This window comes from Acidiferrimicrobium sp. IK, assembly GCF_025499425.1.
Taxonomy (GTDB): Bacteria; Actinomycetota; Acidimicrobiia; order Acidimicrobiales; family Palsa-688; genus Acidiferrimicrobium.
In genome coordinates this window covers 16,870-43,566 of record NZ_JAIMCB010000011.1, presented here as the reverse complement: position 1 = coordinate 43,566, position 26,697 = coordinate 16,870, and the positions used below count along the sequence as shown (strand labels likewise).

At 71.3% G+C, this 26,697-nt stretch carries 27 protein-coding genes; 10 read left to right on the top strand and 17 right to left on the bottom strand.

The genetic code is table 11. From position 1 onward, the window contains the following. Position 1: 1 nt before the first annotated feature. Together K6U06_RS17510 and K6U06_RS17505 are read right to left on the bottom strand one after the other, a co-directional pair. Positions 2–1,018 carry an aspartate-semialdehyde dehydrogenase gene (locus tag K6U06_RS17510; protein ID WP_410051077.1) on the bottom strand — a complete coding sequence of 339 codons (1,017 nt, stop codon included), beginning with the start codon at positions 1,016–1,018 and terminating at the stop codon, positions 2–4. Beyond that, positions 1,018–2,235 carry an aspartate kinase gene (locus K6U06_RS17505; protein ID WP_262323251.1) on the bottom strand — a complete coding sequence of 406 codons (1,218 nt, stop codon included), beginning with the start codon at positions 2,233–2,235 and terminating at the stop codon, positions 1,018–1,020. The genes K6U06_RS17510 and K6U06_RS17505 overlap by 1 nt, the downstream gene beginning before the upstream one ends. A gap of 90 nt (positions 2,236–2,325) precedes the next feature. Between K6U06_RS17505 and K6U06_RS17500 the strand changes: the two genes are divergently transcribed. The 3 genes from K6U06_RS17500 (at position 2,326) to K6U06_RS17490 (ending at position 4,514) form a co-directional block, all read left to right on the top strand. Beyond that, on the top strand, positions 2,326–3,189 hold the full coding sequence (locus K6U06_RS17500) for a peptidylprolyl isomerase (protein WP_262323250.1): 864 nt from the start codon (positions 2,326–2,328) through the stop codon (positions 3,187–3,189). 76 nt (positions 3,190–3,265) lie between these two features. Then, positions 3,266–3,820: a peptidylprolyl isomerase gene (locus tag K6U06_RS17495; protein ID WP_316044732.1), complete on the top strand. Its 555-nt coding sequence runs from the start codon at positions 3,266–3,268 to the stop codon at positions 3,818–3,820. A gap of 10 nt (positions 3,821–3,830) precedes the next feature. After that, positions 3,831–4,514 (top strand): GNAT family N-acetyltransferase, encoded by a 684-nt coding sequence (locus tag K6U06_RS17490; protein WP_262323249.1) that lies wholly within the window; start codon positions 3,831–3,833, stop codon positions 4,512–4,514. On the opposite strand, the gene K6U06_RS17485 is transcribed toward K6U06_RS17490, so the two are convergent. Continuing rightward, the gene (locus tag K6U06_RS17485) at positions 4,472–5,230 is read right to left on the bottom strand and encodes a Type 1 glutamine amidotransferase-like domain-containing protein (RefSeq protein ID WP_262323248.1); all 759 of its coding nucleotides are present in this window, start codon (positions 5,228–5,230) and stop codon (positions 4,472–4,474) included. The genes K6U06_RS17490 and K6U06_RS17485 overlap by 43 nt on opposite strands. Next, positions 5,227–5,847, bottom strand: coding sequence for a class I SAM-dependent methyltransferase (locus K6U06_RS17480; RefSeq protein ID WP_262323247.1), 621 nt, complete (start codon positions 5,845–5,847; stop codon positions 5,227–5,229). The genes K6U06_RS17485 and K6U06_RS17480 overlap by 4 nt, the downstream gene beginning before the upstream one ends. Before the next feature lie 161 nt (positions 5,848–6,008). Here K6U06_RS17480 and K6U06_RS17475 point away from each other — a divergent pair, with 161 nt between their 5' ends. Beyond that, on the top strand, positions 6,009–7,991 hold the full coding sequence (locus tag K6U06_RS17475; RefSeq protein WP_262323246.1) for a protein meaA: 1,983 nt from the start codon (positions 6,009–6,011) through the stop codon (positions 7,989–7,991). Between the two features lie 49 nt (positions 7,992–8,040). On the opposite strand, the gene K6U06_RS17470 is transcribed toward K6U06_RS17475, so the two are convergent. Genes K6U06_RS17470 through K6U06_RS17460 form a run of 3 tightly spaced genes read right to left on the bottom strand, consistent with a single transcriptional unit; the run spans position 8,041 to position 10,807 of the window. Then, positions 8,041–9,105 (bottom strand): metallophosphoesterase family protein, encoded by a 1,065-nt coding sequence (locus tag K6U06_RS17470; protein WP_262323245.1) that lies wholly within the window; start codon positions 9,103–9,105, stop codon positions 8,041–8,043. Then, positions 9,081–9,269, bottom strand: a complete 189-nt coding sequence (locus K6U06_RS17465) for a hypothetical protein (RefSeq protein WP_262323244.1) — start codon at positions 9,267–9,269, stop codon at positions 9,081–9,083. The genes K6U06_RS17470 and K6U06_RS17465 overlap by 25 nt, the downstream gene beginning before the upstream one ends. After that, the gene (locus K6U06_RS17460) at positions 9,266–10,807 is read right to left on the bottom strand and encodes an acyl-CoA carboxylase subunit beta (protein WP_410051082.1); all 1,542 of its coding nucleotides are present in this window, start codon (positions 10,805–10,807) and stop codon (positions 9,266–9,268) included. Before K6U06_RS17460 ends, K6U06_RS17465 begins: the two co-directional genes overlap by 4 nt. 268 nt (positions 10,808–11,075) lie before the next feature. Between K6U06_RS17460 and aat the strand changes: the two genes are divergently transcribed. Beyond that, positions 11,076–11,774, top strand: coding sequence for a leucyl/phenylalanyl-tRNA--protein transferase (gene aat / locus K6U06_RS17455; RefSeq protein ID WP_262323242.1), 699 nt, complete (start codon positions 11,076–11,078; stop codon positions 11,772–11,774). Between the two features lie 215 nt (positions 11,775–11,989). On the opposite strand, the gene K6U06_RS17450 is transcribed toward aat, so the two are convergent. After that, positions 11,990–12,865, bottom strand: a complete 876-nt coding sequence (locus tag K6U06_RS17450; RefSeq protein ID WP_262323241.1) for a 5'-3' exonuclease H3TH domain-containing protein — start codon at positions 12,863–12,865, stop codon at positions 11,990–11,992. A gap of 52 nt (positions 12,866–12,917) precedes the next feature. Further along, positions 12,918–13,673: an SCO6745 family protein gene (locus K6U06_RS17445; RefSeq protein WP_262323240.1), complete on the bottom strand. Its 756-nt coding sequence runs from the start codon at positions 13,671–13,673 to the stop codon at positions 12,918–12,920. Between the two features lie 114 nt (positions 13,674–13,787). On the opposite strand from K6U06_RS17445, the gene K6U06_RS17440 reads away from it, so the two are divergent. Then, positions 13,788–14,678, top strand: coding sequence for a L,D-transpeptidase (locus tag K6U06_RS17440; protein WP_262323239.1), 891 nt, complete (start codon positions 13,788–13,790; stop codon positions 14,676–14,678). Between the two features lie 285 nt (positions 14,679–14,963). Here K6U06_RS17440 and K6U06_RS17435 read toward each other — a convergent pair whose 3' ends face one another. Then, positions 14,964–15,365, bottom strand: a complete 402-nt coding sequence (locus tag K6U06_RS17435; protein WP_262323238.1) for a PaaI family thioesterase — start codon at positions 15,363–15,365, stop codon at positions 14,964–14,966. A 71-nt stretch (positions 15,366–15,436) separates the two neighbouring features. On the opposite strand from K6U06_RS17435, the gene K6U06_RS17430 reads away from it, so the two are divergent. The 3 genes from K6U06_RS17430 to K6U06_RS17420 all read left to right on the top strand — a co-directional run bounded on the left by K6U06_RS17430 (position 15,437) and on the right by K6U06_RS17420 (position 18,669). After that, positions 15,437–16,774, top strand: a complete 1,338-nt coding sequence (locus K6U06_RS17430) for an MFS transporter (RefSeq protein WP_262323237.1) — start codon at positions 15,437–15,439, stop codon at positions 16,772–16,774. Further along, positions 16,771–17,340 (top strand): HAD family hydrolase, encoded by a 570-nt coding sequence (locus tag K6U06_RS17425; RefSeq protein ID WP_262323236.1) that lies wholly within the window; start codon positions 16,771–16,773, stop codon positions 17,338–17,340. Before K6U06_RS17430 ends, K6U06_RS17425 begins: the two co-directional genes overlap by 4 nt. Positions 17,341–18,135: 795 nt before the next feature. Next, entirely contained in the window at positions 18,136–18,669 is a 534-nt protein-coding gene (locus tag K6U06_RS17420) for a DUF5666 domain-containing protein (RefSeq protein ID WP_262323235.1), read from the top strand. A gap of 183 nt (positions 18,670–18,852) precedes the next feature. Here the strand turns inward: K6U06_RS17420 and K6U06_RS17415 are convergent, their stop codons facing one another. The 3 genes from K6U06_RS17415 to mce all read right to left on the bottom strand — a co-directional run bounded on the left by K6U06_RS17415 (position 18,853) and on the right by mce (position 20,937). Beyond that, positions 18,853–19,335 carry a hypothetical protein gene (locus tag K6U06_RS17415; protein WP_262323234.1) on the bottom strand — a complete coding sequence of 161 codons (483 nt, stop codon included), beginning with the start codon at positions 19,333–19,335 and terminating at the stop codon, positions 18,853–18,855. A 190-nt stretch (positions 19,336–19,525) separates the two neighbouring features. Next, positions 19,526–20,485 (bottom strand): type I methionyl aminopeptidase, encoded by a 960-nt coding sequence (map, locus tag K6U06_RS17410; RefSeq protein WP_410051081.1) that lies wholly within the window; start codon positions 20,483–20,485, stop codon positions 19,526–19,528. A gap of 32 nt (positions 20,486–20,517) precedes the next feature. Further along, the gene (gene mce / locus K6U06_RS17405; protein WP_262323232.1) at positions 20,518–20,937 is read right to left on the bottom strand and encodes a methylmalonyl-CoA epimerase; all 420 of its coding nucleotides are present in this window, start codon (positions 20,935–20,937) and stop codon (positions 20,518–20,520) included. Positions 20,938–21,142: 205 nt separating this feature from the next. On the opposite strand from mce, the gene K6U06_RS17400 reads away from it, so the two are divergent. After that, the gene (locus K6U06_RS17400; protein WP_262323231.1) at positions 21,143–22,327 is read left to right on the top strand and encodes an acetyl-CoA C-acetyltransferase; all 1,185 of its coding nucleotides are present in this window, start codon (positions 21,143–21,145) and stop codon (positions 22,325–22,327) included. Here K6U06_RS17400 and K6U06_RS17395 read toward each other — a convergent pair. The 4 genes from K6U06_RS17395 to dnaX are packed head-to-tail and all read right to left on the bottom strand — an operon-like array spanning position 22,324 to position 26,556. Then, positions 22,324–23,379 carry an alpha/beta hydrolase family protein gene (locus tag K6U06_RS17395; RefSeq protein WP_262323230.1) on the bottom strand — a complete coding sequence of 352 codons (1,056 nt, stop codon included), beginning with the start codon at positions 23,377–23,379 and terminating at the stop codon, positions 22,324–22,326. The two genes, K6U06_RS17400 and K6U06_RS17395, sit on opposite strands and share 4 nt — an antisense overlap. A 13-nt stretch (positions 23,380–23,392) precedes the next feature. Then, positions 23,393–24,001 carry a recombination mediator RecR gene (gene recR, locus K6U06_RS17390; protein ID WP_262323229.1) on the bottom strand — a complete coding sequence of 203 codons (609 nt, stop codon included), beginning with the start codon at positions 23,999–24,001 and terminating at the stop codon, positions 23,393–23,395. 37 nt (positions 24,002–24,038) lie between these two features. Further along, complete coding sequence (locus tag K6U06_RS17385) at positions 24,039–24,398, bottom strand: YbaB/EbfC family nucleoid-associated protein (protein WP_410051080.1); 360 nt, start codon at positions 24,396–24,398, stop codon at positions 24,039–24,041. A gap of 25 nt (positions 24,399–24,423) precedes the next feature. Beyond that, positions 24,424–26,556, bottom strand: a complete 2,133-nt coding sequence (gene dnaX, locus K6U06_RS17380) for a DNA polymerase III subunit gamma/tau (RefSeq protein WP_262323227.1) — start codon at positions 26,554–26,556, stop codon at positions 24,424–24,426. Positions 26,557–26,697 lie beyond the last annotated feature (141 nt).

The following is a 26,697-nucleotide window of genomic DNA, read 5'->3' as shown; positions in this document are numbered from 1 at the left end:
GTTAGGGCCTAGAAGCGCTCAGTGACTCTGCGATCTGCACGGCATTGAGCGCAGCACCCTTGCGCAGGTTGTCGCCTACCACGAACAGCACCAGCCCGGTCCCGTCGGGGCGGGTGCGGTCGCCCCGAACGCGCCCGACCAGCGACACATCGCCACCGGCCGCGTCGAGCGGTGTTGGGATGTCGGCCAGCCGCACTCCTACGGCGTCGCCGAGAAGCTCCGTCGCCCGCTCGGCGCTCAGCGGCTCCCTAAAGGTGGCGTGCAGAGAGATCGAGTGGCCGGTGAAGACCGGTACCCGCACACAAGTGACCGACACTGAGAGACCGGGGATTCCCAGGATCTTCCGGCTCTCGTCGCGGAACTTGTGCTCCTCGGAGGTCTCGTCGTCGACCATGCTCCCCGCGTGGGGAATGACGTTGTAGGCGATAGGAGCCGGGAAGACCTCCGGGGCCGGCAGGGTGAGGGCAGCGCCGTCGAAGGCCAGCTCCGGGGCCTTGTCAGCGGCAGCTGAGATCTGCGCGGCCAGCTCGGCGGTGCCGGCCAGGCCCGCCCCCGACACCGCCTGATAGGTGGCACCGGTGAGCGAGATGAGCCCAGCCTCGACGTGCAGCGGGGACAGCACCGGCATGCACACCATGGTCGTGCAGTTGGGGTTGGCAATGATGCCTCGCGGCCGCTGGTCGATCGCGCCGGCGTTGACCTCGGGCACGACTAGCGGTACCTCGGGGTCCATTCGCCAGGCCGACGAGTTGTCGATGACGACCGCACCGGCATCGGCGACGACCGGGGCCCACTGCCGAGATGCGCCCGCACCCATAGAAAAGAGCGCGATGTCGACGCCCCGGTGATCGGCTGTGGCCACGTCTTCGACCGTGATCCCGTCGATCTTGCGGCCCGCAGAGCGCTCCGACGCGAACAGCCGGAGCGCGTCGTAGGCGAACTGCCGCTCGGCGAGAAGCTGGCGCATCACCGCCCCGACCTGCCCGGTAGCACCGTATACACCCACGACCGGCGCCATCACCCAGCCTCCAGTTCGAACGCCTTGTGCAATGCGACAACCGCCCGTTCGGCCACGTCGCTTCGAATCACGCAGGTGAGCCGGATCGCCGATGTCGAGATCATCTCTATATTGATCCCCTCCGCCGCCAGCGTCTCGAACATCGCCGCGGTGACACCCGGCTGGGTCTTCATTCCTGCGCCGATGATCGACACGGTGGCTATGTCGGGGTCGGCGGTGACGCCGACCGCGCCGAGCTCCACCCGCAGACCATCCACGACGGCGTGCGCGGTGCTCAAGTCGTCGTGGGGGACGGTGAACGAGATGTCGGTGGTGCCCGCCATCGACACGTTCTGCTCCACCATGTCAACGTTGATACTCCGGTCGGCGAGGGCACGAAACAGCCGCGCCGCGATCCCCGGGGTGTCCGGCACGCCGGTGACGGTGAGCTTGGCCTCGGAGCTGTCCGAGACGACGGCGGACACTATGGCCTGTTCCATCGAAGCATCCTCTTCTGTGATCCACGTGCCCGGCTCCCACGTGAACGCCGAGCGGACATGCAGGCGGACGCCGTGGTTGCGGGCAAACTCCACTGAACGCATCGCTGGCTTGGGGCACCCAGCGGCGTTCATCTCCAGCATCTCCTCGAAGCTGAGCCGCTTGAGCCGGCGGGCCTCGGGCACGATGCGGGGATCAGCGTTGAAGACCCCGGAGACGTCGGTGTAGATCTCGCAGGCGTCGGCGTCGAGCGCTTTCGCTAGCGCCACTGCGGTGGTGTCAGTACCGCCCCGACCAAGGAAGGTCACATCCCGATCGACCGAGACACCCTGAGCCCCACCGACTACCGGCACACGGCCTGCGTCGAGCGCCTTGCGGATCCGATCGGGCCGGACCGCGACGATCTTGGCCCTCGTGTGATCGGTGTCGGTGACGATACCGGCCTGGCTGCCGGTGAAACTGTCGGCCGGGATGCCCTGGTCGTGGAGGGCCATGCAGAGGAGGGCCATCGCCTTGCGCTCGCCGGCGGTGATGAGCATGTCCATCTCCCGGCCGGGACGCGTCGCGGACACCTCTGAGGCCAAGTGCAAGAGCTGGTCGGTCTCCTTGCCCATGGCGGAAACCGCCACGACGACCTGATTGCCTCGGCGCACTGTGCGGGCGATGTAGTCGGCGACAGTACGCATCCGCTCACCGTCGCCGACCGACGTCCCACCGAACTTCTGTACGACGAGTGCCACCCAGCAAGGCTACCGCCTCGCCGACTGGGCCATCAGCTACGCGCTCGCACGAGGTGACCGGCCGCCCGGGCGCAGCTAACTTGTCGCCCCGTGCCCTCAGAAAAGCGTGCCCGTCAGCGGGCCGGCCGTCAGGCCCGCATGGCCGAACTCCAAACAGCGCAACGCCGCTCGCAACGCAGGCGGCAGCTGGTCGTCATCGCGGCCGTGGTCTTGGTGTTCCTAGGCCTCGCGGTCTATGTCGGCACCAGGGGCTCCTCCGGTAAGGCCAAGACCACCAACGCGAAAGCACCGGCCACCACGACCGGCGCTGCGACCACGACCGTTCCGTCGGCTACGCCGCCGACGGTCGCGCCGGTCAGCGGCGGGAAACTGACGACCGCCACCACCTGCCCGAAGGCTGACGGCTCGTCGCCGCACATCACCACCTTCGCCTCCGCCCCGCCCAGCTGCCTGGATGCAGGCAAGTCTTACAGCGCGACGTTTGTCACCAACCAGGGCACCGTCACGGTCGCGCTCGACACCACCAAGACACCGAAGACGGTCAACAACTTCGTCGTGCTCGCTCGCTACCACTACTTCGACGGGACGGCCATCTTCCGGACCGACACCTCCATCGACATCATCCAGGGCGGGTCGCCCCACACCCAGTCCGCCAGCGACTCGGGCCCGGGGTACACGATCCCCGACGAGGGCTCCGGATACACTTACGCGCCCGGCGACCTCGTCATGGCGCGTACCTCCGCTCCCAATAGTGCCGGCGCCCAGTTCTTCTTCTGCGCCGGCACGGCCTGCTCCAACCTCAACTCGCAGGGCACCTATGTGGTCTTCGGGCACACGACGGCTGGCCTCGACGTGTTGCAGAAGATACTCGGCCTGAACGTCAACTCAGGGAGTTTGGGCGGGGCGCCGCGCACTCCGGTGATCATTTCCTCAGTGAAGATCACCGAGTCCTGAGAGAGCCGCGACCCCGGCTGGTCCCCCACAGCGGTCGCGTGCCAGCCTGGGACAAACACGATCTCGAGGAGCCGACGTGCCTGTCCCCTGCCCTGCCACCGATGGATCAAGCCCCAAGACCCAGCACTTCGATGAGGCGCCGGGCATGTGCATCGACCCGGCCAAGCGCTACAGCGCCGAGATGGTCACCTCCAAGGGCACCATCCGGATCGCCCTCGACCCCGTAGCGGCCCCCAAGACCGTCAACAACTTCGTTGTGCTGGCCAGATACCACTACTTCGACGGCATCGCCTTCCATCGGGTGATCCCCGGTTTCGTGCTGCAGGGCGGCGATCCTCTGGGAAACGGGACCGGCGGACCGGGATACCGCTTCGAGGATGAACTGCCCGCGGCCGGCCGCTACCAACTCGGCTCCCTGGCGATGGCCAACGCCGGGCCCGACACCAACGGCAGCCAGTTCTTCATCATCAGCGGCCCGAGCGGAGTTCGCCTCCCCCCTCAGTACAGCCTGTTCGGGCAGGTCATCGACGGCCTCGACGTTGTCGCGTCGATCGACGCAATTGGCACCGGCTCGGGCAAGCCGAAGGAGACGGTGACCATCGAATCGGTGAGCATCACCGAGGCGGACTGAACCCGCAGCCGTGGCGCTCAGCCGCCGGGTGGAGCCGCTCGTCGTCCGCACGGTGTGGTGGGCCGCTCGCTCCCCGGGCCGCCGGCGGCTCCTCGAGCGCCTGGCCCAGGAGATCGACGAGGCGGTGGAGACCACCTCGGGGGACGAGCGCCCGCGAACCCTCTACCAGATGCGTCTCTTGTCGCCGCCGGCTGCGCCCCCGGCGGCGACTGAGCCGTTCCGCCCTGGACTGGACGAAGCCGCGCTCCTCGGGCTGATCGGACGGGCGTTCGCTTGGCATCCCGAGGAGCAGTGGGACGGCCAGCGCCTCCGACGGGAGCTCGACACCGTAGGCAACCCGCCCGACGCCATCCGCCTGGCGTGGGAGGGACCCGAACTGGCTGGGTTCTGCTGGACCCGACTTCACCGCCGCCCCACCGGCCCGGTCGGCGAACTGGTGATCGCCGGCGTCGACCCTGCCCGCGCCGGCAGGGGCCTCGGTACGGCCACCGTGGCAGCAGGGGTTGCCCACCTGCGCTCGCAGCACGTGCACCACGTCTATCTCTACGTGGAGAGCAGCAACGTCGTAGCGGTCCGGACCTATCTTCGCCTCGGCTTCGAGGTCTACAGAGCCGAGCGACGCTACGGGGAGGCGCCGCTGCTACCTCCTGGTCAGGTCAGCGAGTCCAGCCCGGAGCGCCGGCCGTCTACGTAGACGGTGACCTCACCGGCGCCGGCAGAGCGCCAGTGACCGCCCGGGTCGAGCACCAACGCGGTGCGCTCGTCGATCGCGGCGATTCGCAGATGACCGGTGGCCAGGTCGAAGGTCCGCTGAGCCCGACTCGGCGACCACGATGCGGCGTGGGGCAGGACGGCAAGGTGGCGCACTAGGCCAAGACCCAGGGTCAGCGCCCCGCCTCGAGGGTCGATCATAGGGTCGCACAGGACCATCGCGCCGGCCGAGGAACCGACCACGGTGGCGCCTGACTCCCACGCCGTGCGCAGCGCGCTCCAAGCCGGCGAGTCCTTCAGCACGGAGCGAAGGTGGAGGGGCGACCCCCCGGCGAGGTAGATCATGCGGGCGTCTTTGATCTGTTCGACCAGCTTTGGGTCGCTGGCGTCCGCCCGGCCGAGCAGCATGCACGGCGAGACTTTGGCCCCGAACCCGGCGAACCAGCGGGCCGCCGTGTCCACGGCCCGCTGCGGGTGCTCGTAGGCCGCGGCGGTCGGAAGCACGACCACCTCCGGACGGCCAGCGTCGGCCCACAGGTCGGCATCGAAGTCACAGCCTGGCTGCCACTCTCCCCCTCCGACCAGGGCCAGCGGTCCGGTGGCGTTCGGCGGGGTGGAGGGAGGATCGCCCGTCTCAGTCAGAGGACGGTCGTGTCCCACCATGGCGGGGTGCTGGTCGGGGGCGGTGTGGTCGGTCATGGATCTCCTGCGGGCTCGGGGCCGGCAGCACAGGAACGAACCCGTGCCGCGGCGGCCATGAAAGGGATGGGAAGGCCGAGCAGGGACCGCACGGGGAACCGGGTGACCTCAACCAGATCGAGGCCGGCACGGCGCAGGACCATTCCCAGGTCCACGTCGACGCGGCAACCGTCACCGACGGCGAGGAACGGAGCAGCGCCTCGCTGGACCAGCCCTGTCACTCCAACCCCGACCACGTGCTCGACCAGGAGGAGGCTCCCGCCGGGAGCCAATGACGCGGCCAGCGCCCGCGCAGTGGCGGGCGGGTCCTCTGCGCAGCACATCGCCATGGTGGACACGATGGCGTCGAAGCCACCGGGCGGGGGCTCGAACCCGTCGATTGTCCCGGCCAGCCGAGCGGGGTGGCCATCCGGGGTCCGAGTGATGCCCTCCCCGAGAACGGTGAGGGCCGCCCGGCCCCCTTGGTGATCGTCTGGCCAGTTGGCGTCCCAGCGAGGACTTACGTCGAGCACCCGACCCGCGGCCCGCCCGGTCAGCCAGGCCCGGTGCCGGTTGATGACCGTCGGCGGCTGCAACGAGTGAGCCAGGACAGCGTCGACCAGGCAGCGGCGGGACATCGGCGAACACCGTAACCGCCCGGGCAACGACGGGGACCGGGCCCCGGGCCCGATCCCCGCGCGGCCGGGGCGGAGTCCCCTTCTCCGGGACGCACCGATGGTATCGGCAGTAGGGGACGCTCGCCTGAGCCGGTGCGTGGCGCTCCGTGCGAGACTGTCCCATGACCACCATCGAGCCCCGCCAGCCCGACCGGCCTTGGGTCATGCGGACCTACTCGGGCCATTCCAGCGCCAGGGCGTCCAACGAGCTTTACCGCACCAACCTGGCCAAGGGTCAGACCGGCCTGTCGATCGCCTTCGACCTGCCGACCCAGACCGGCTACGACCCCGACCACCCCCAGGCCGCGGGGGAGGTCGGCAAGGTCGGGGTTCCCGTCGTCCACCTGGGCCACATGCGCCAGCTGATGGACGGCATCCCCGTCGACGAGATGAACACGTCGATGACGATCAACGCCACCGCGGCGTGGCTGCTGGCGCTCTACGTCGCCCACGCGGCGGAGACCGGCGTGGACGCCAGCGCGCTGGCCGGGACGACCCAAAACGACATCGTCAAGGAGTACCTCTCCCGGGGCACCTACATCTTCGGCCCGGAACCGAGCCGGCGCCTCACCGTCGACACCATCGCCTGGACGGTCCGCCACGCCCCGAAGTGGAACCCGATCAACGTCTGCAGCTACCACCTGCAGGAGGCCGGGGCCACCCCTGAGCAGGAGCTGGCGTTCGCGCTGGCGACCGCGGTCGGGGTCCTCGACGGGGTCCGGGAGTCGGGTCAGGTCGCGCCCGAGGACTTCCCGGAGGTGGTCGGTCGGATCTCGTTTTTCTGCAACGCCGGGATCCGCTTCGTGGAGGAGGTGTGCAAGATGCGGGCGTTCACCCAGATGTGGGACCGCATCTGCAAGGAGCGCTACGGGGTGAGCGACCCGAAGCTGCGCCGGTTCCGTTACGGCGTGCAGGTCAACTCGCTGGGCCTCACCGAGCAGCAGCCGGAGAACAACGTCCCCCGCATCGTCCTCGAAGCGCTCGGCGTTACCCTCTCACGCGACGCCCGGGCCCGGGCCCTGCAGCTGCCGGCGTGGAACGAAGCGCTCGGGCTCCCCCACCCCTGGGACCAGCAGTGGTCGCTGCGCATCCAGCAGATCCTGGCGTTCGAGACCGACCTGCTCGAGTACGACGATATCTTCGCTGGGTCCCACGTGATCGAGGGCCGGACCGCGGCGCTGGTGGAGCAGGCCGGTGCCGAGCTCGACGAGATCCTGCAGCTCGGTGGTGCGTTCGAAGCAGTCGGAGAAATGAAGCGCCGGCTGGTCGCCAGCCAGTCGGCGAGGACCCGGGCCATCGAGTCCGGGGAGCTTCCCGTGGTGGGGGTCAACCGTTTCACCACCACCGAGCCGTCGCCGCTAGGGGGCGAGGAGTCGATCCTGCGCGTCGATCCCGCCGTCGAGGCGGCCCTGGTCGAGGACGTGGCGGAGTGGCGGGCGGGGCGCGACCGCGACGCGGTGGCCCGGGCCCTGGACCAGCTGCGGGCGACCGCGGCGGGCACCGGCAACCTGATGGAGCCGACCATCGCCTTGGCCCGCGCCGGCGGCACGACCGGCGAGTGGGCGGGCGCGCTGCGGGAGGTGTGGGGCGAGTACCGGGCCCCGACGGGCATCGGCACGGCCCGGGCGGCGGCGTCGGCGGCGGCAGGGATGGACGCCGTTCGGGCTCGGGTCCAGGCGTTGGCTGCGCGGCGGGGCGGCCCTGCCCGGGTGCTGGTCGCCAAGCCGGGCCTCGACGGGCACTCCAACGGAGCGGAGCAGATCGCGGTGGCCGCCCGCGACGCCGGCTTCGAGGTCATCTACCAGGGGATCCGCCAGACCCCCGAGCAGATCGCCGCAGTCGCGCGCGACGAGGACGTCGACCTGGTCGGCCTGTCGATCCTGTCCGGCTCGCATCTGGGCCTGGCCGCCGACGTGCTCGACCGCCTCCGCGCCCACGGCGTCGACGCCCCGCTCGTGGTCGGCGGGATCATCCCGCCCGAGGACGAGAAGGCCATGATCGCCAGCGGCGTCGCCGCGGTCTACACACCGAAGGACTTCCACCTGACGGGCATCATGGCCGAGCTGGCGGACCTGGTCGAGCGGACATCGGCCGCCGGCGGGTAGCGGGAGGCGGCGTACTTTTCCCGCGCCCGTCCCCCGGTAATCCACAATCTCATCCCCAGCGTGGGGGTAACGCCAGGCACCGTTCACCAAGCGCGCCGAACGCGTACTGAGGGTAAAGGCCGAAGACCATGGCCCGGCACTGCTCGCTCCAGGCCACCGCCTCGGGACGGCTCAGACGGCGGTGAACCTGCAGGATCCCCCCCTCGAACACCCGATACTCGGCCCAGCTGCCAGGGAAGTCCTTGACGCACGCGACCTCGATGAACGGCGCGGTCCCCGTCTCGGGGAAGTACCGGACCCGGTTGCGGTGGGTGTGCCCGGCCGCGTACCCGACCACCGCGGGGCGGCGGGCCGCGAGAGCGACCAGGGCCGCGGAGGAGGCGGGGTCCAAGCTGGCGCCCTCCCCGGCCCAGTCGCCGGGGAGGTCCTGCCAGCACGGATGGTGTCCGAACACCAGCAGCGGCACGTCGAGCCCGGCCGCCAGGTCGTCGAGCCAGTCGAGCTGCCGCTGGTCCAGCGCCCCTCCGCCCTGCCCCGGCCGGGAGGTGTCGAGCAGGGCCAGGACCGCCCCGGGCACGTCGATGCGCTGAGCCGGGGGGCAGTCGAACGCGGCACCCGCCGCCCGGTTGTCGTGGTTGCCGCGAGTGACGAACAGCCGGTCGCCGAACACCGGCCGGTAGCACCCCTCGAAAGCGGCGTACTCCTCGGGGGTGCCGGTGGCGGTCAGGTCCCCTTTGGCCACCACCGCGTCGGGGCGCAGGGAGGCGATCTCGGCGACCGCGGCGGAGTTCATGACCTCCGGGTAGGGGCGCTCCCCGGGGGCACTGCGCATCACCGGGCCGATGTCCATGCCCTCGATGTGGCCGGCGACGGTCTCCCCGAAGTGGACGTCGTTGACCGTGGCCACGGTGGCCAGTCGCTCCCCCGGCGGGCGGGGCAGCGTGGTGAACTCCTGCCCGAAGGCGCGGTACGTGCGTCCCGGTTCCAGGCCCTCCATGCGCCGAACCTCGGCCCCCCGGAAGAAGACGGCCTCGTCGTCGGCGACGGTCGTCAGCTCCCAGTCGCCCCTTTCTCCACCTCCTGAGGCAGCTACCCCGGCGGGTAGGTCAGCCACGGCCGATCCCGGCGGGCAGTGAGCGGGCGTGCCCACGACCGGCCCGAGAAGCGCCACGGGTTCGCCAGCGGCGCCTCCTCGGCCAGCACCGGGCGAGGCCACAGCGCGTCCACGGCGGCGATGATCGCCGCCACCTCCTCCTCGGTCGGCTCCGGACGGATCACAGCGGCATGTTCCCGTGCTTGCGCTTCGGCAGCTCCTCGCGCTTGGTGCGCAGCAGGTCCAGGCTGCGGGCCAGGACGCGGCGGGTGTCGGCCGGGTCGATCACGTCGTCGACGTAGCCGCGCTCGGCGGCCAGGTAAGGGTTGGCGAAGCGCTCGGTGTACTCCTCCACCAGCTGCGCCCGGCGGCTGGCGGGGTCGGGCGACTCGGCCAGTTCCCGGCGGTAGACGATGTCCACCGCTCCCTGGGGACCCATGACCGCCAGCTCCGCGGAGGGCCACGCGTAGGCCAGGTCGGCGCCGATCGACTTGGAGTTCATGACCACGTACGCACCACCGTACGCCTTGCGGGTGATGACCTGGATGCGGGGCACCGTCGACTCGCAGTAGGCGTAGAGCAGCTTGGCGCCGTGGCGGATGATCCCGCCGTACTCCTGGTCGGTGCCGGGCATGAACCCGGGCACGTCCACGAAGGTCACGAGAGGAATGTTGAATCCGTCGCAGGTCCGCACGAAGCGGGCGCCCTTCTCGGAGCTCTCGATGTCGAGTACCCCGGCCAGGTTTTGCGGCTGGTTGCCGACGATGCCGACGACGTAGCCGTCGATGCGGGCGAAACCGCACACCAGGTTCATGGCCCACATCGGGAAGTACTCGACGAAGTCGCCGTCGTCGACGACCGCGGCGATGACCTTCTTCATGTCGTAGGGCATGTTCGGGCTGGCGGGGATCAGCTCGCCGGCCTCGGGCACGAGACGCTCGGGGTCGTCACCGGTGTCGACGCGGGGCGGTTCCTCCATGTTGTTGGAGGGAAGGAAGCCGAGCAGGTAGCGGACCTCGTCGAGGCAGGTCTTCTCGTCGGGAGCGACGAAGGTCGCCACGCCGGACTTGGTGGCGTGGGTGAGGGCGCCTCCCAGCTGTTCGAGGGTGACCTCCTCGCCGGTGACGGTCTTGACCACGTCGGGCCCGGTGATGAACATCTGGCTGGTGTCGCGCACCATGAAGATGAAGTCGGTCATCGCCGGGCTGTACACCGCGCCCCCCGCGCAGGAGCCCATGATCACGCTGATCTGGGGGACGACGCCGGAAGCGTCTACGTTGCGCTTGAAGATGCCGCCGAAGTAGTGGAGGCCGACGACGCCCTCTTGCACCCTGGCGCCGCCGCCGTCGTTGATGCCGATCATCGGCACGCCGAGGGTGGTGGCGAGGTCCATGATCTTGTGGACCTTCTCGCCGAACACCTCGCCAAGGGACCCGCCGGCGACGGTGAAGTCCTGGCTGAACAGGCACACCTTGCGTCCGTCGATGGTCCCGAACCCGGTGATCACCCCGTCGGTGTAGGGCCGCTTGTCCTCGGGGGTCCCCGGAGCCCGGGTCCGGGCCAGCATGTCCAGCTCCTGGAAGCTGCCGTCGTCTAAGAGGTAGTCGATCCGCTCCCTGGCGGTCATCTTCCCCTTCGAGTGCTGGCGCTCGATGGCGTGGGGCGGACCGGCATGGATGGCCGCGGCTTTGCGCTGCGCCAGTTGCTCCAAGCGCTCGGCCATCGTGTGGCCGGTCGGGATCACCTTGGGGGCGTCCGCGGGAACGGCGTCGCCGTCGGTGGCGGGGGCCTCGGCGTCGGTAACGGGGGTCTCTTGCGTCTGCTCCGGCATCGGGGCCGAGGCTATCCGGCCCGGGGGCGGGGGCGCCTGGCCGGGCGGGCCGGTCCGGCGCTGGGCCGGTCCGGCGCCGGGCTGGTCCGGCGCTGGGCCGGTCGGGGCCGAGGGCGGCTGCTTGGGTGGCTCGGCCCCGGTGGGCCAGACTCGCGCCCTGATGGCTGAGCACAGGCGCCCGCCGCGCCACCCCGTCGAGCCGCCGCCGTCCCGGTGGGCGTTCCCGCAGGGAGCGCAGGCCATCGACGCCGCGGCCGGTACCTCGGAGGTGATCGGCGTCGGCGCCGACCTGGAGCCGGGAACGGTCCTGGCCGCCTACCGGGCCGGGCTGTTCCCGATGCCGGCCCGACGGGGGCTGATGGCCTGGTGGTCCCCCGACCCTCGGGGGGTCATCCCCCTAGACGGACTGCGGATCAGCCGGTCGCTGCGCAAGTCCTGCGCCCGGATGGAAGTCCGGGTCGACACTGCGTTCGGCGAGGTCATCGACGCCTGCGCCGATCGTCGCCGGCCCGGGGCCTGGATCGACCGGCGGATCAAGGCCGCCTACCTGGAGCTGCACCGCCTGGGCTGGGTGCACAGCGTCGAAGCCTGGCGCGACGACGATCTGGTCGGCGGCCTCTACGGGGTAGCCATCGGAGGCCTGTTCGCCGGCGAGTCGATGTTCCACCGGGCGAGCGACGCGTCCAAGGTGGCGCTGGTCGGGTTGGTCGAGCGGCTCGCCGCCGGCGGTGCGGTGCTGCTCGACGTGCAGTGGGCCACCGACCACCTGCGAAGCGTCGGGGCGGTGGAGGTTCCCCGAGCCCGCTACCACGAGCTGCTGGCAGAGGCGTTGGCGGCACCGGCCCAGGTGGAGTGGTAGGGCCGGGGGTGCGGCATCACGACCGTTAGGTCGGGACCGGCCGCCGTTACGTCGGGTCCGGCCGTTACGTCGGGTCCGGCCGTTACGTCGGGGGCGGCCGGAGCTTCAGGCCAGGTCGGCGGCGTTGGGTCCGGCCGGCGGCGTTGGGTCCGGTCGGGGATTCAGCCAGGGCGGCGGCGTCAGGCCCGGGCATGGTGTCAGCCCAGGGTGAGCCGTCAGGCCCTGGCGGCGGCCAGGCGCTCAGCCCGCTGAAGCATCTCGGGGGCGTCGATCCGCTCGCAGAGCGCCCCGAACCCGCTCTCGGGGCCTTCCCATCGCAGTTCCGCGACGCCTGCGATGACCGGCGGGTCGGTGACCAAGGTGGCCAGCTCCTTGAACAGGAGCGCCAGGTCCCGTCGCTCGGCCAGCGTGGCTGCCAGCACACCGGCGTTGCGAACGTTCAAATGCCAATCCTGGCCTCGGGCGGGGATCTCCTCCAGGGTGCCGAAGCGGGCCAGGACCGTGGCCGACGACTTGGCGCCCCACCCCGGCAGGCCAGGAAACCCGTCGGCGCTGTCACCGACCAGCGCCAGGTAGTCGGGGATCGACTTGGGGTCCACCCCGAACTTGGCCCGGATGCCGTCCGCGTCGAGGACCTGCCGGCGCCTGCGGTCCAGCTGCACGACTCGGGTGCCGGTCACGCACTGCCCTAGATCCTTGTCCGGCGTGCAGATCAGCACCTGGTCGACGACGGGGTCCGCGGCCGCCACTTTGGCCGCGCTGGCCAGGGCGTCGTCGGCCTCCCACTCGACCATCGGCCAGACCACCACGCCCAGTGCCGACAGGACATCCTCGAGCAGCGGGAACTGCGCGACGAGGGACGGGTCGACGCCGGCGCCGGTCTTGTACCCGGGCCATCGCTCGTTGCGCCAGGACTCGATGACGTGGTCGGTGGCCACCCCGATGTGGGTGGCCTCGCCGAGCAGGCCGAGGACCGACCCGAGCACGCCTCGGGTCGCCGCGACCTCCTCCCCTGCTGCCGTCCGGTGGGACGGCAGGGCGAAGAAGTGGCGGAAAAGCTCGTAGGTCCCGTCGACCAGGTGGACCTTCACCGGCGGGCCGTCACTGTGGGGCCATCACAGGCACGTGATCACAGGTGCGCCGTCACAGGTGCGCCGCGTCCCGGCCGATGGCGTCCACGATCGCCTCCGCTCCCGCCAGGAGGGCGGCCGCCTGGTTCGGTTCCAGGGCGTCATAGAACCGCTCGAGGAGGGCGTCGGTCATCCGGTCGGCGTCCGCCAGACGGCGATGATCATCCTCGGTGGGCTCGGGGATCTCCCCCTCCCGCCAGCCGAACATCGACAAGGCGTCGGGACGGCGGATGATGTGGGCGACGGGGGTGGCCAGCCCGGCCGCGACCACCGCGGTTAGGTGGGCCGACCCCCGCAGCTCCCGCAGCACCGCGGTGAGGTGCATGGCGCGGGCCGGGACGTCCTCAGGGACGGGCTGGGCCGCGTAGCCCGCGAAGAGGGTCAAGCCGCTGAAGTCCCGGGAGGCGGCGTCGACCAGGAGCTCCGCGGCGGAGCAGAACCCTTCGAGGCCGGTGGCGTCGCTCAAGCGGAGACGGCCGAAGTCGGCCAGGGCGTCGAGGTGAGCGGTCCGCGCCGTCTCCAGCTCGCAGCGCTGGAGACCCGTCGTCCACATTTTCTCCAGGATCGACGGCGAGAAGTAACCGAACGCGCTGGCCACCACCCGCCAGTCCACCCGACCCAGCACGCTGCCGCGGCCGACGAAGTAAAACCGGCTTCCGTCGAGCCCTACTGCCTTGCCCGCGGCCAGCGTCTCGGGGGTGAAGTACCAGGCCCCTCCCGCGCCGCCGAGCAGGGTGCTGACAGGTTCGATGAGCGCTGCGTTGGTCACGACCCCGCACCGTAGCGTTGAGCTGCTGCCGGCGGCGTTGCCTGTCCCGCGGGCCCGCCCGGCGAGGCGCGGGGCTACCGCGCCAGCAGATGCTTACCAGTACCCTTTGAGGTGATGTGGGGACCCTTTGAGGTGATGCGGGGGCACGCCGGCAGGAGGAGCGGGTTAGAGGGCCGGCCCGCCCGGGAGCAGGTCGCGGCACGCCTCCTCGGCTTGGCCGCGCTCGCCGTTGCAGTCACCGCCGGCGCCACCGCCATCGCCGGGCTCCCTGCCTCTAGCCGGACTGAACCCGTATTGGCCCCAGAACCCGTCGCTGCTCCCGCGAGCGTCCTCGCCGCGCCGGCTACCACCCCCGCGAGCTCCCCGCCGGCACCACCGGCCAGCGCCCCGGCCTACACCGTTCCGACCTCGACCGAGCTGGCCACTCCGCTCGGCACGATCCCGGTGTACGCCGCTCCGGGGGGAGCCCAGGCCGGGACCGTCGGCACCTGGTACCACTACCCGCTGACCCTCCCGGTCGTCGCCAGCCAGGGCGAGTGGCTCGACGTGCGGCTTCCGACGCGGCCCAACGGCTCGACCGCCTGGGTACTGGCCAACGCCGTCTCGACCTCCGTGACCCCCTACGCGCTGGTCGTCGACCTATCGAAGCGCCACTTGATGGTCTATCGCTCGGGCGCGCAGATCATGGACTTCCCCGCCGGCATCGGCGTCGCGGCCACCCCTACGGTGACCGGCGAGTATTTCGTGGCGGTGCACGAGGCCCACTCGGAGCCCGGTTACGGACCGCTCATCCTCGACACCTCGGCCCATTCCGACGCCATCCAGAGTTGGGAGGGTTCCGGCGATGCGATCATCGCCATCCACGGGCCGATCACCGCCGGGGCCGACGCCGAGATCGGCACGACCGGCGCCCGGGTCTCCCACGGCTGCATCCGGCTCCACGACGCCGACTTGGCCCAGCTCGCGGTCCTCCCGGTGGGGACGCCGATCGACATCGTGGGCTGAGGCCCTGCCCCCGGCTGAGGCCCCTTCCCCGCTTCGGGGCCAATTGCGGCTGCGGCCACTAACCGGCTGCGACCACTTGCCGGCTGCGGCCACTAACCGGCTGCGGCCACTAACCGGCCGCGGCCACTTGCCGCCTGCGGCCACTTACCGGCCTGTGACTTTTCGCCGCTGCGGGCCGTGTGGGCGCTGGGACGGGTCGGTGGACGGCCGCTGAGTTCCCTGCTGCGCCCGACGTCCAGTTGTCCTCCGACGTCGGTGGACGACTGGACGTCGAACTGGGGGGCGTCAGGGGATGGAGTAGGTCACGGTGGCCTGCGCCACCAAGACTCCGGTGTCCTCTGAAACCATCCGCACGTCGGTGACCGAAAGTCGCCGACCGAGCCGCAACAACTCGGCCTCGGCGAGCAGGTGGGCGTCGAGCGGCGGGCGGCGCAAGAAGTTGATCGACAGGCTGCTCGTGACCGTCATCGCCACCGGCCCGATACGCGAGAGGGTGGCTGTCCACGCCGCACCGTCAGCCAGGGACATCATCGTGGGCCCCGACACCGAGCCTCCGGGCCGCTGGTGCTCCGGGCCGACGGGCAGGCGGAGGCGCACGCCGACATCGGTGACCGCCTCGACCATATAGGGCAGCTCTCGATCCGGGAACCCCTCCGACAAGAACTGGTTGAGCTCAGCGGGCGTCATCACAGGCGAGGGCAGCGACACAGGGGCGAGGATAGGGATCCCTGGCCCGTCAGGCCCGCTACCTTGGACCGGTGTCGTCGCGTGTGGTGGAAGCCCGCTCCGGGGGGCGTCCTGCCGTATCGCTTGGCCGTCTGGCGCCTGAGCTGCGCAAGGCGAGGATGGCCCTGACGTTGGTGTTCTTCCTCCTCGGCGGCCTGGCCGCGACGTGGGCGGCGCGCATCCCTGCAGTCAAGGGCGCGCTGCACCTCTCCGCCGGGGCGCTCGGTGTCGCGCTGCTCGGCCCGGCGGTGGGCCTGGTCGCGTCGACCGCTCCAACGGGGGCGGCCCTCACCCGTTTCCGGCCCCGGACCGTCATCGCTGCCGGTCTGGCGGTCTACGCCATCTCGCTGCCGTGGGCTGCGCTCGCTGGGAGCACCGCCGTCCTTTTCGTGGTGCTGCTGGCATGGGGCGTCGGCGCCGGCATGGTCGACGTGGCAATGAACACCGAGGCCGCCGCCTTGCAGGGCTTGGCCGGGCGCCCGATCATGTCCGGGCTGCACGCCTCCTACAGCGTCGGCGGGCTGGTCGGCGCCGGGATCGGTGCTGCCGTCGCAGCCGCCAACGTCGCGGTCGGCTGGCATCTCGTCGTAGCGTCGGCGCTCACCGCCGCCGGCGGGGTGGTCGCGGTGGCGGCACTCGGACCGACGGCGTCGGCCGCACCGCGGCGCGATCGCCGGCACGGACATCAGATGCCGCGCCCGTCGTGGACCCTCGCCGCCCTGGCAGTCGTCGCCTTCGGCTGTTTCCTAGCCGAGGGGGCCGCCAACGACTGGAGCGCCGTCTACCTCCATGGGTCGCTCGGCGCGTCGGCGGGCTTCGCCGCCCTCGGCTACACGGTCTTCGCGTCCACCATGACTGCAGGCCGGCTGATCGGGGACCGCCTGGGCCACGCAGTGGGTGCGGTCCGCCTGGTCCGGGTCTCCGCCCTGGTCGCCGCCGCCGGATTCGGCACTTCGCTGCTCTCGGGGAGACCGGTCGTCGGGCTGATCGGGTTCGGGGTATTGGGATTGGGGTTGTCGTTCGTGGTGCCGCTCGTCTTCTCCGCCGCTCCCCGCCTCGGGGCGGCCGGCCCGTCCCTGGCGCTGGTCACCAGCTGCGGCTACATAGGGCTGATGGCCGGACCGCCACTAATCGGGGCCATCGCTGACGTCACCGGGCTGGCCGCTGCGCTGGTGGTCGTCGTCGCGGTGGCCGTGACGGCCGCTGTCCTCGCCCCGGCGCTCGACGCCGGGAACGGCCCCCCTGGCTACGGCCCCGCCGGCTACGGCTCTGGGGACCGCACGCCGGGCGGCGGCGACGACGGCGGCGACGACGACGACGACGACGACGACGACGACGGCGGCGGCGGCGGCGGGGAGAATCCCCGTTGACCTGGTTGCTCTGCGACTACGGGGAGGTGCTCTGCCATCCTCAGCCCGACAGCTCCGTGGCGACCCTGGCCCGCCTGTGCGGCATGGAAAGCGGCGACTTCGAGGAGGCCTATTGGCGGCACCGCCCCGCTTACGACCGTGGTGATCTCACTGCCGAGGAGTACTGGACGTCACTGATCGGGGAATCTCCCGGCGAACGCCTGCCCCGGCTGATCGAGGTCGACGTGGAGGGATGGCTGCGGCCCAACCGGCCCAGCCTCGACGGAGTCGCTCGCGCCGCCGCTCGTGGGCTGAAGCTGGCGATCCTTTCCAATGCGCCGCTCGAGGTCGCGACGGCGATCGACGCTCAGCCGTGGCTGGCGCAGTTCGCTCCCCGGATCTTCAGCTACGACATCCGGGCAGTGAAGCCGGATCCGGCCGCTTACGCCTTCGCCTTGGAACGGCTCGCCGCTCAGCCCCACGAGGTGATCTTCGTTGATGACCGCCCAGCCAACGTCGCAGCCGCACGGGAGGCCGGGATGAGAGCCGAGGTATTCCGCGAGCCGGCTCAGTGGGACACGTTGTGAGGGTCTGAGCTGAGGCGGCGACATGCAAGCGCCGGCAGGCGGCTGGTAGCACTGACATGCGGGGACCGCGCCTTACAGCACGCGGTGGCGACGACGACCGCAGCGAGGGAGCGACCCATGTGCCCAACGCGCTGCTCAATCACGACGGGGGCCGAGCCGGGGGTGGCCGCGGGGTTCCAGCTCGCGACCGCTGCCACCGCTTGCTCCGGCGAGTGGCTGGTCGAATGCAACCCGCGACACACCCGGGTCGGCGGGCGTTGGTTTGTCGCGGCCCGCATGGCTCGCGGCGGTGCAAAGCGCGACAGACCCCCGCCGACGGTCCGAGGTGTGTCGCGGGTTCCATCCACCGGCGAGGCGGCGAGGCAGCGAGGCGGCCGGACCGTTGAGGTGCGGCGCGGTTCCACCGCTCACTCCTCTCGACAACGTCCAGGCCCGGCCGGCGAAGCGGGCCAAGCAGGATTCAGGTCACTCTCAGGTCGCCTTGAGGTCCCGTTCATGCAGCGGGCATACGGTCGCCACATGAGCAACGGGTTTATTAGGTCCAACGGAGCCGGGCGCAAGATATCCCGGGCGACCAAGCTGGTGGCGATCGGGGGTTTGGCCTCGGGCGCTGCGTTCGCAGCGGTCACAGGGATATCCGCAGCCGCGGGATCCACGGCTGCGGGCTCCTCCACCACCACGTCATCGTCTGCTGCGAGTTCCACAGCGCCCGCACCTTCACCCAGCAGCCACCCTGCCGGTCGCAGATTCGGTCCCGGAGGCCCCGGGTTTGGCGGTCCTGGACACGGTGGCACGGTGACCGCCATCAGCGGCACGACCCTGACGCTTCGCACCGAGGCTGGTACCGAGACGGTGGACACCACCGCGACCACCAAGTTCACCAAGGAGATGCAGTCGGTCTCGCTGTCGGCGGTGAAGGTGGGTGACATCGTCCACGTGGCTGCCCCTCGCCCGAACGCCACCTCAACGGTCGCTCCGGGGACCGGCACGGTGACCGCCACGAGGGTCGAGATCGTCGAGCCGACGCTTACCGGCCGGGTCACCAACGTGACCGGCGCACAGATTTCCCTGGTGGGGCCTGACGGGCAGACGCTCTCCGTGTCGACCACGCCAGCGACCAAGTACTACTCGGGCCCCACCGCTGCGTTGGCTTCTACCGTCAAGGTGGATAGCTACATCGTGGCGGAGGGCAGCCAGGACTCCCTGACCCATTTGACCGCCGACGTCATCAGGGTTCGCGAGGCGCCCGGCGCGATGCCGGCTGGCCGGATGGGTTCCCCCGGCTCCCGGGGAGACTGGGGCCCCCGCCCCGCCGCTCCCAGCGCCTGACCCGAGCAGCGCCTGACCCGAGCAGCGCCTGACCCGAAGGGAAGGGTCGGCTGATCGCAAGGGCAGCCCATCTCATGAACCCAGAGCAGGCCCGAGCGGCTGGTCCCCCTAGCAGCGAGTTCAGCGGCGGACGGGCCCGGGCCTGAGATTGGGCTCGCTGACGTGGGTGTTCGCTTTGTCTCGCTAGTGGACGACCGCCTTCAGCAGCAATATGCCGGCTCCTATGACGAGGCTGAGCGCCACCTGCCCGGCGAGCGCGACCCGGCCCAGGTGGCTCGCCACGCCGGCCGCCAGCTCCAAGATTAGAAGTGTCATCACCGCCCCGATCAGCGCGGCGAGTACTGCGGTGCGGTCCGACGCTCCGGCCGCGCCGCTGACGAGGAGCACCACGATCGGGAGGAACGCACCCTGCAGCAGGCGGGCTTCGTGCCTGGCTACGTCCAAGAGGTGGCGCAGCGTCCATGGGGCCGGCTTGTGGAGACGGTCGCCCAGGGCCACGGAGTAGCTGTGGGCCAGCCACAGGATCACCACTGCCAGAAGGACCGAGCCGGCCGCGGCGGGGAGGGACTCGCGGCGGGTGCTCTCCACGGCGAGGAGTGCGGCGGTGACGATCGTGCCGTACACGACACCGGACGGGTTGCCATCCGGTATCACCCACTCCAACACTCGCCGCGCTCGTCCAGCGGCCCGGGGTGTCTCGGGGTCAGCCGTCAACCGCGCTCCGGCCGGCGAGCCGACGCCCTCCGGCGGTTCACTTGGAGGCCCGGTCCCCGAACCCGCGCCGGACCCGGAACCCGGGGCGGGCGCCGTACCCGGGCCGGGCCGGGGCGCGACGGGAGGCAGGGCCCCGGAGCCCTCAGGCGGGTTCAGGGGTGAGCACCTCTACACCGTCCTCGGTGACGACCAGGGTGTGCTCGAACTGGGCGCTGCGGGACCCGTCTACGGTCACGGCCGTCCAGCCGTTGCCCCACATCTTCTCCCGCCAGCCGCCGATGTTGATCATCGGCTCGACGGTGAAGGTCATGCCAGGCTCCATGATCGTCGACGCGTCCGGCGTGTAGTAATGCGGGACGCTCGGCGACATGTGGAACTGCTGGCCGATGCCGTGCCCGACGAACATGCGCACGACGCTGTAGCCGGCCGCCTCCGCGTGCTGCTGGATGGCCCGTCCGATGTCGGAGATGGGCCGTCCGGGGCGGACCGCTGCGATCCCGAGGTCGCGGCACTCGCGGGTCGTCTCAACCAGCCGTCGGGACTCGTCGTCCACCGACCCGACGTAGAACGTCGCGTTGCAGTCTCCGTGCACCCCACCGATGTAGCCGGTTACGTCGATGTTGACGATGTCGCCGTCCTCGAGCGGGCGGTCGTCGGGTATCCCGTGGCAGATCACCTCGTTGACCGAAGTGCAGATCGACTTGGGGTACTCGTGGTAGTTGAGCGTGCTCGGGAACATGCCCCGATCGATGTACGCCTGGTGAGCGACCCGGTCCAGCTCGTCGGTGGTCACGCCGGGCGCGACGGCAGCACCGGTGACCGCGAGGACCTCGGCGGCCAGCCGTCCCGCGACGCGCATCGCCGCGATGATCTCGGGGGATTTGACCATTCGCTCGTCGGTTCGCTCGACCACCCCGGTGGCGTAGTACGGAGTCGGGGGGATGCCCGCAGGCACGGTAAGCATCGGGCTGACCCGACCCTCGAGAACCCGGCCCTCCATACCCCGGTGGCAGCGCTTGTACTTCCGGCCGCTCCCGCACCAGCACGGGTCGTTGGACTTGATGCCGGCGGCCGGGCCGCCAGCTGCGTGGTCGGCTCCCAAAGCGGTCGCAGTTCGTGAGGAGGAGCTCACCTCTACTCCTGGACCAGCTCGATCAAGGTCCCGAAAGCGGTCTTCGGGTGGAGGAACGCCACCGTCGTCCCCCGTGATCCCGGTCTCGGCGCGGCGTCGATGGCTTTGACCCCCGTTGCCTTAGCCGCGTCGAGGGCCGCAGCACAGTCAGCAACCCGGTAGCCGACATGGTGCAGGCCCTCTCCCTTGGCCGCCAGGTACTTGGCGACGGGCGAGTCGTCCCGGGTCGGGGTGAGCAGCTGGACGTAGGAGTCGGCCACCTTGAGCAGCGCTTCTTCGACGCCGTCATGCTCGACGACCTCGCGATGATCGACGGTCGCGCCGAACGCCTCCCGGTACCAGGCGATGGCCGCGTCCAGGTCGCGCACGGCGATGGCCACGTGATCGATCTCGGTGAACAGGCCGGCGTCGGTGGCGGTCATGCCTCAAGGGTACAGCCGTCAGGCCCGCAGTTACCTGAGCCGGCCGCCGGCGCGCCGGGCCGCCCTCGGGGACTGTCACCGCCTCCCGGTACGATGACTTGTCGTCGCGGGCCCAGCTCGAGCCGACGCTGCGCAGCGGCCGTTCGCAACGCCCACCGCCAGACATCTGTCGCCAACACCCGTCGCACCATCCTTTGGAGGGACCATGCCCGGATCGGTCATCGTCGCTGGAGCTCGCACACCTATCGGCAAGCTGTCGGGGGCGCTCGGCTCCCTCTCCGCCGCGGAGCTTGGCGGCTTCGCCATCGCTGCGGCGCTGGAGCGGGCTGGGGTGGCACCCGCCGATGTCGACTACGTGATCATGGGTCAGGTCCTCCTGGCCGGGACCGGCCAGGTACCGGCCCGCCAGGCGGCCAGCAAGGCGGGGATCCCGATGACCACCCCCGCCACCGTCGTCAACAAGGTGTGCCTCTCAGGGCTGAACGCCATCTACCAGGCCGATCTGATGATCGCCGCCGGCGACGCGGACGTCGTGGTGGCCGGCGGGCAAGAATCGATGACCCAGGCGCCTCACCTGCTGCTCGGGGCCCGTTCCGGCTACCGGCTGGGCGACACCGTGGTGCGCGACGCGTTGATGCACGACGGCCTCGAGGACGCCCACACCCACGAGGCGATGGGCTTGGACTCGGAGCACTACTTGCCGCAGTTCCCGGCCATCACCCGGGCCCGCCAGGATGCCTTCGCCGCCCTGTCCCACGAGCGGGCCGCCAGGGCCATCAAAGACGGCCGGTTCGCCGACGAGATCACCGCGGTCGACATCCCGCAGCGCAAGGGTGACACGGTCGTGGTCGACACAGACGAGGGGGTCCGTCCCGGCACGACCGCCGAGTCGCTGGGCAAGCTGCGCCCGGCGTTCGCCAAGGACGGCTCGATCACCGCCGGCAACGCCAGCCAGATCTCCGACGGGGCGTCGGCCGTCGTGGTGATGTCCAAGGCCGCCGCCGGGCGTTACGGCGTCGCCCCCCTCGGCGAAGTGCTCTCCTACGGGATGGTCGCCGGGCCCGACACCAACCTGATGCTGCAGCCGTCGCGCGCCACCCTGAAGGCGCTCGGCAAGGCCGGCCTCGACGTCGCCGGCGTCGACCTCTTCGAGTTCAACGAAGCGTTCGCGGCGGTGGCCCTCGGAGCGATGGACGACCTCCACCTGTCCGAGGATGTGGTCAACGTCAACGGCGGCGCCGTCGCCTTGGGCCACCCGATTGGGGCTTCGGGCAACCGCTTGGCGCTGACGCTGCTCCACGAGCTGCGCCGGCGGGGCGGCGGTACCGGGGTGGCGGCTCTCTGCGGCGGTGGCGGCCAGGGCGACGCGCTGGTGATCCGCAGCGTCTAATCCTCCCTCATGGTCGACAGACCCGGCCGGGTGCCCGCCGCCAGCACGTCGGCCGGGGAGCCGCCGTAGAGGTAGAGGTGGAAAAAGGTGAGCGTGGCGGCCTCGATCGACGGCAGCCACTGGCTGCCCGCCTCGACGGGCGGCAGGTGGCCACCGCCGAGCAGGTCCATGTAGAACTTCGGTCCCGCCGCCTCGTCGTAGGTCTTCTGCCCCAACGCGGCAGGGTTTATGGTGTCGGCGTCTCCCTGGGTGACCATGAGCGGCGGGTTGGCGGTAGCGGTGACGCCTTCGAGCGGCGACACCGACATCGCGAGCACCGCTCGCGGCTCCGGTTCGCCGGCGGGCGCGGGCGCCAGGCTCGCGGCCAGAGCCGTCTCCGCCCCGTCGCTGTGACCGGCCCACACCACCCGGGTGGGGTCGATGTCCGCGGACAACGGCGTCGAGGGGGCAACCAGGGCGTCGAGCACGAAGCGGACGTCGGCCGGCTGGTTCTGGATGTCGTTTTCGTCGGTGTTGGCGCCCGCGACGGCCGAGTCGGTGAGCGGGAACTCGGGAGCGGCGACGACGTACCCGGCTGACGCCCACGCCTCGAGGAGCGCTGTGTAGGGCGTCGGCCCGACCTGGAACCCGTGGGCGAACACGATAAGCGGCCACCTCCCGGGGACCGCCGGGCGCCACACCAGGGTGGTCAGGGCCCGGGTGGTCGACACCGTCTGGCCGTTGCTGATCGTGGGCCGGCTGACGTCGACCAACGGCAGGGTGTCGGTGACGAGGGGATAGCGACCGGGTGTCACCGAGGCCACCTGCGCGGTGGCGGGCGGCGCAGCGGTCGGGGCGGGAGTAGGAGCTGGCGCCGGCGGGACGGGGGGAAGGGTGGTGGGATCCGCGGTCGTCTGCGACGGGACGGTCGGCCGGGGCCGGGGCGCCTCGATTGTGGTCGTCGGGGCCGCGGTCTGAGTCGGGCTGACGTCGGGGCCCGGCGCGCATGCGCCGGCGGTGATGGCGACGCACGCGGCCACGGCCACCACACCAGGGCCGTGACGGGCGCTCACCGCTGGCTTCCCGTCAGGCGTCGACTTCGCGCCGCCCCTCCAGGGCGCGCCCGAGGGTCAGTTCGTCGGCGTACTCCAAGTCGCCGCCCACCGGTAGTCCGCTGGCGATCTTGGTGACCCGCACCGGCAGCGCCTTGAGGAGGGAGGCCAGGTAGAGGCCGGTGGCGTCCCCCTCGATGTTGGGGCTGAAGCAGAGGATGATCTCGCCGACGCCCTCCCCCTCGATGCGGGCCAGCAGCTCCCGGACCCGTAGCTGCTCGGGTCCTATGCCGTCGATCGGGCTTATGGCGCCCTGCATCACGTGGTAGCGACCCCGAAAGTCGCGGGTCCGCTCGACCGCGACGATGTCGCGGGGCTCCTCCACCACGCACAGCACCGTCGGGTCGCGCCGGTCGTCCCGGCAGATGTCGCACTCGGCGTCGTCTCCGCCCTCGGCGATGTTGAAGCACCGCCGGCACCACGACACGGTGCGCTTGACGACGTCGATGGAGCGGGCCAGTCGCATGGCGTCGTCGGCTGGGAGCTTGAGGATGTGGAACGCGATCCGTTGCGCGGACTTCGGCCCGACGCCGGGGAGCCGGCCCAGCTCGTCGATGAGGTCCTGGACCGGTGCTGCGTACATCACGCCTTGCCGGCGGGGCGGTGGGGCGGGGCCGCCATCAGCCGCCTAGCAGCCCTTGGATGCCGCCCAGCCCGTCACCGAAGCCGACGTCGCCGAGCGCGTCGGCCTGCAACGACTGGGCCGCTTCGACCGCGGCCCGGAGGGCCGCCAGCACGAGGTCCTGGAGCATTTCGACGTCCGCCGGGTCGACGACTGACGGATCGATGGTCACCGACTGGAAGTCCAGGCCGCCGGTGACCTCGACGCGCACCGCCCCACCGCCGGCGCTGCCCTCGACCACCGTCTCGGCCGCCTGCTGCTGAGCGGCGGCCAGGTTCTGCTGCATCTGCCCGACTTGGGACAGCAGCGCTCCCAGGTCGGGGACGCCGCTCTGGCCGCCCGGCCCCTCCACGCTCATCGGGGGGCGCTCCACACGCGGACCCTCACTGGGTGACCTCCTCGGCGCCAGGAAACGCCTCCAGCAGGCGCTGCTCCGGCGAGACTACCCCTGGACCGGCGTCTTCGAGGTCATCGATGTCGTAGCTCGAGAAGTCGTCGTCGGCGGACCCCTGCGGCTCTGGCGGCGGTCCGTCCGGGCGAGCCGGGGCGGCGCCGTCGTCGAGCACCAGACGGAGCGGGACCGGCCGGGCGAAGTGCGCGGCCAGCGCCGCTTCGGCGTCGCCCTGGACGGCCGCGGCCCTGCTCAGCAGGCCCTGGTCCGGAAGGGCGAACACCGCGACGGCGTCCTCCACCGCCACGAAACGGCCTTGGGAGAGGTAGGCCTTGACCCGGGCCGGCAAGGCCGGCAGCACCGTGTCACCCCACGCCTTGGTCAGCTGGTCCCTGGTGGGCAGTGGGCCGCCGAGGTTGGCCGGCGCCGCTGGTTCGGGCCGGGGCCGCGCGGTGCCGGAAGGCCCAGGCGGGACCGGCGGTGCCTTCGCCTGCGGTCCGGGCACGACGTCGCCGCCACGCCGGTGGGCGCCGATCGTCGGGCGCGGCGACGGGGATGCCGGTCCGGGCGGGGAAGGCCGTCCCCCTCCCGGCGCTGGCGGGCCGGGAGGCCCCGGTCTGGGGGCCGGCGGCGGCGCGCCCAGGGTGGGACGGGGCTCGTCGCGGCGGGCCGGCCGGTCGGTCCTCGGAGGCCGGCCGCTCGGTCGGGGGCGGGCACCGATGTCCTGGCCCGAGGCGACGTCCTGCCCCGTACCGACATCCTGGCCCGGGCCGACGGCCTGGCCTGGGAGGGTGCCCGGCTGCCCTGGCGGTGGCGGAGCGGGGTCCGCCGGGCCCGTCGGCGGTCCTTCGAGGCGCGCCGGACCGTCCTGCATCCGGGCGGCGGGGTCCGGGCGGGAGGGCGGGACTGCGGGCCCGGCAGGCGCCTCGGGGGCGGCCGGTTGCTGCGGGCGGCCTCCAGTGCGAGCGATGGGGAGCTCCGGCGCCGGTGCACTCGGGGCGCCGTGGGCAATGGCCGCCTCCAGGCGCTCCAGGCGCGCCGCGAGCGCGGCCACGTCGGTGTCTGCCGCAGGGGCCGCGACCCGTACCAAGGCGACCTCCAGGGTCACTCGGGGATCCACCGAGTCGCGCATATCCGCGGCCGCCTGCCCTATGGCCTCCAACGCCCTTACGGTTCCGGCCAAACCCATCCTGCGGGCCTGACCTTCCACGACCGCCGCGGCGTCGTCGGGCAGGTGCACCAGCCCGCGGGCGGTCAAGGCCAGGAAGCCGTTGCGGAGGTGCTCCAGCAGGTCGGTGGCCAACCTGCGGGGCTCCCGCCCGGCGGCCATGCCCTCCGCCACCGCGATCAGCACCCGGCCGGCGTCCCGGTCGGCGAGACCCTCGACGATGTCGGTGACGGCCGAGGACTCGTCCTCCGCCTCGCCCGCGGCAGCCACCTGGTCGAGGACCGAAAGGGCGTCACGGGCCGAGCCGTGGCCTCGACGGACCACCAGGTCGATGGCCTCGGGCGCCACGCCGAGGCCGGCGGCCTGGTTGACGTCGTTGAGGAGACCCCCGAGAGTGTCGGCCGAGAGGAGCCGGAACTCATAGTGCTGGGTGCGGCTGCGGATGGTCGGCAGCACCTTCTGCGGGTCGGTCGTGGCCAGCACGAACACGACGTGCGCCGGCGGCTCCTCGAGGGTCTTGAGCAGGGCGCTGGCAGCGTCGGGGGTCAGCTGGTGGACCTCGTCGATGATGTAAACCTTCCAGCGGCCCCCGGTCCCGAGCGACACCCGCGACAGCAGGTCGCGCATCTCGTCGAGCTTGCGGTTGGAGGCGGCGTCCAGCTCCTGCACGTCCATCGACGAGCCGCGCCGGATGGCGACGCACGACGGGCAGGTGCCGTCCGGCTCCCCGTCGACGGGATGCTCGCAGTCGAGGGCCATGGCCAGGATGCGGGCGGTCGAGGTCTTGCCGGTGCCTCGCGGCCCGCTGAAGAGGTAGGCGTGAGCGACGCGCTCTTGCCGAACCGCGTTGCGCAGCGCGGTGGTGACGTGGTCTTGGCCCCGCACCTCCGAGAAGCGCTGCGGCCGGTAGCGGCGGTAGAGGGACTGGTAGGAGACCTCGGCGGGCTCGTCAGACATCGCCGCCCACCCTAGGACAGGCCACCGACGGCCCGGTCGGCCGGCCCGCCGCGACCACATTGGCCGCCTCGGCTTCGGGAGAGGCCGCCTCGGCTTCGGGAGAGGCCGCCTCGGCTTCAGGAGAGGCCGCCTCGGACAAGC

Bases quoted from the DNA above. Each gene is read 5' to 3' on its own strand.
- K6U06_RS17510 (WP_410051077.1), bottom strand. From the start codon at position 1,018: ATGGCGCCGGTCGTGGGTGTATACGGTGCTACCGGGCAGGTCGGGGCG.
- K6U06_RS17485 (WP_262323248.1), bottom strand. From the start codon at position 5,230: ATGACCGACCACACCGCCCCCGACCAGCACCCCGCCATGGTGGGACAC.
- K6U06_RS17480 (WP_262323247.1), bottom strand. From the start codon at position 5,847: ATGTCCCGCCGCTGCCTGGTCGACGCTGTCCTGGCTCACTCGTTGCAG.
- K6U06_RS17475 (WP_262323246.1), top strand. From the start codon at position 6,009: ATGACCACCATCGAGCCCCGCCAGCCCGACCGGCCTTGGGTCATGCGG.
- K6U06_RS17460 (WP_410051082.1), bottom strand. From the start codon at position 10,807: ATGGCCGAGCGCTTGGAGCAACTGGCGCAGCGCAAAGCCGCGGCCATC.
- aat (WP_262323242.1), top strand. From the start codon at position 11,076: ATGGCTGAGCACAGGCGCCCGCCGCGCCACCCCGTCGAGCCGCCGCCG.
- K6U06_RS17440 (WP_262323239.1), top strand. From the start codon at position 13,788: ATGTGGGGACCCTTTGAGGTGATGCGGGGGCACGCCGGCAGGAGGAGC.
- K6U06_RS17435 (WP_262323238.1), bottom strand. From the start codon at position 15,365: ATGACGCCCGCTGAGCTCAACCAGTTCTTGTCGGAGGGGTTCCCGGAT.
- mce (WP_262323232.1), bottom strand. From the start codon at position 20,937: ATGACCGCCACCGACGCCGGCCTGTTCACCGAGATCGATCACGTGGCC.
- K6U06_RS17400 (WP_262323231.1), top strand. From the start codon at position 21,143: ATGCCCGGATCGGTCATCGTCGCTGGAGCTCGCACACCTATCGGCAAG.
- recR (WP_262323229.1), bottom strand. From the start codon at position 24,001: ATGTACGCAGCACCGGTCCAGGACCTCATCGACGAGCTGGGCCGGCTC.
- K6U06_RS17385 (WP_410051080.1), bottom strand. From the start codon at position 24,398: ATGAGCGTGGAGGGGCCGGGCGGCCAGAGCGGCGTCCCCGACCTGGGA.
- dnaX (WP_262323227.1), bottom strand. From the start codon at position 26,556: ATGTCTGACGAGCCCGCCGAGGTCTCCTACCAGTCCCTCTACCGCCGC.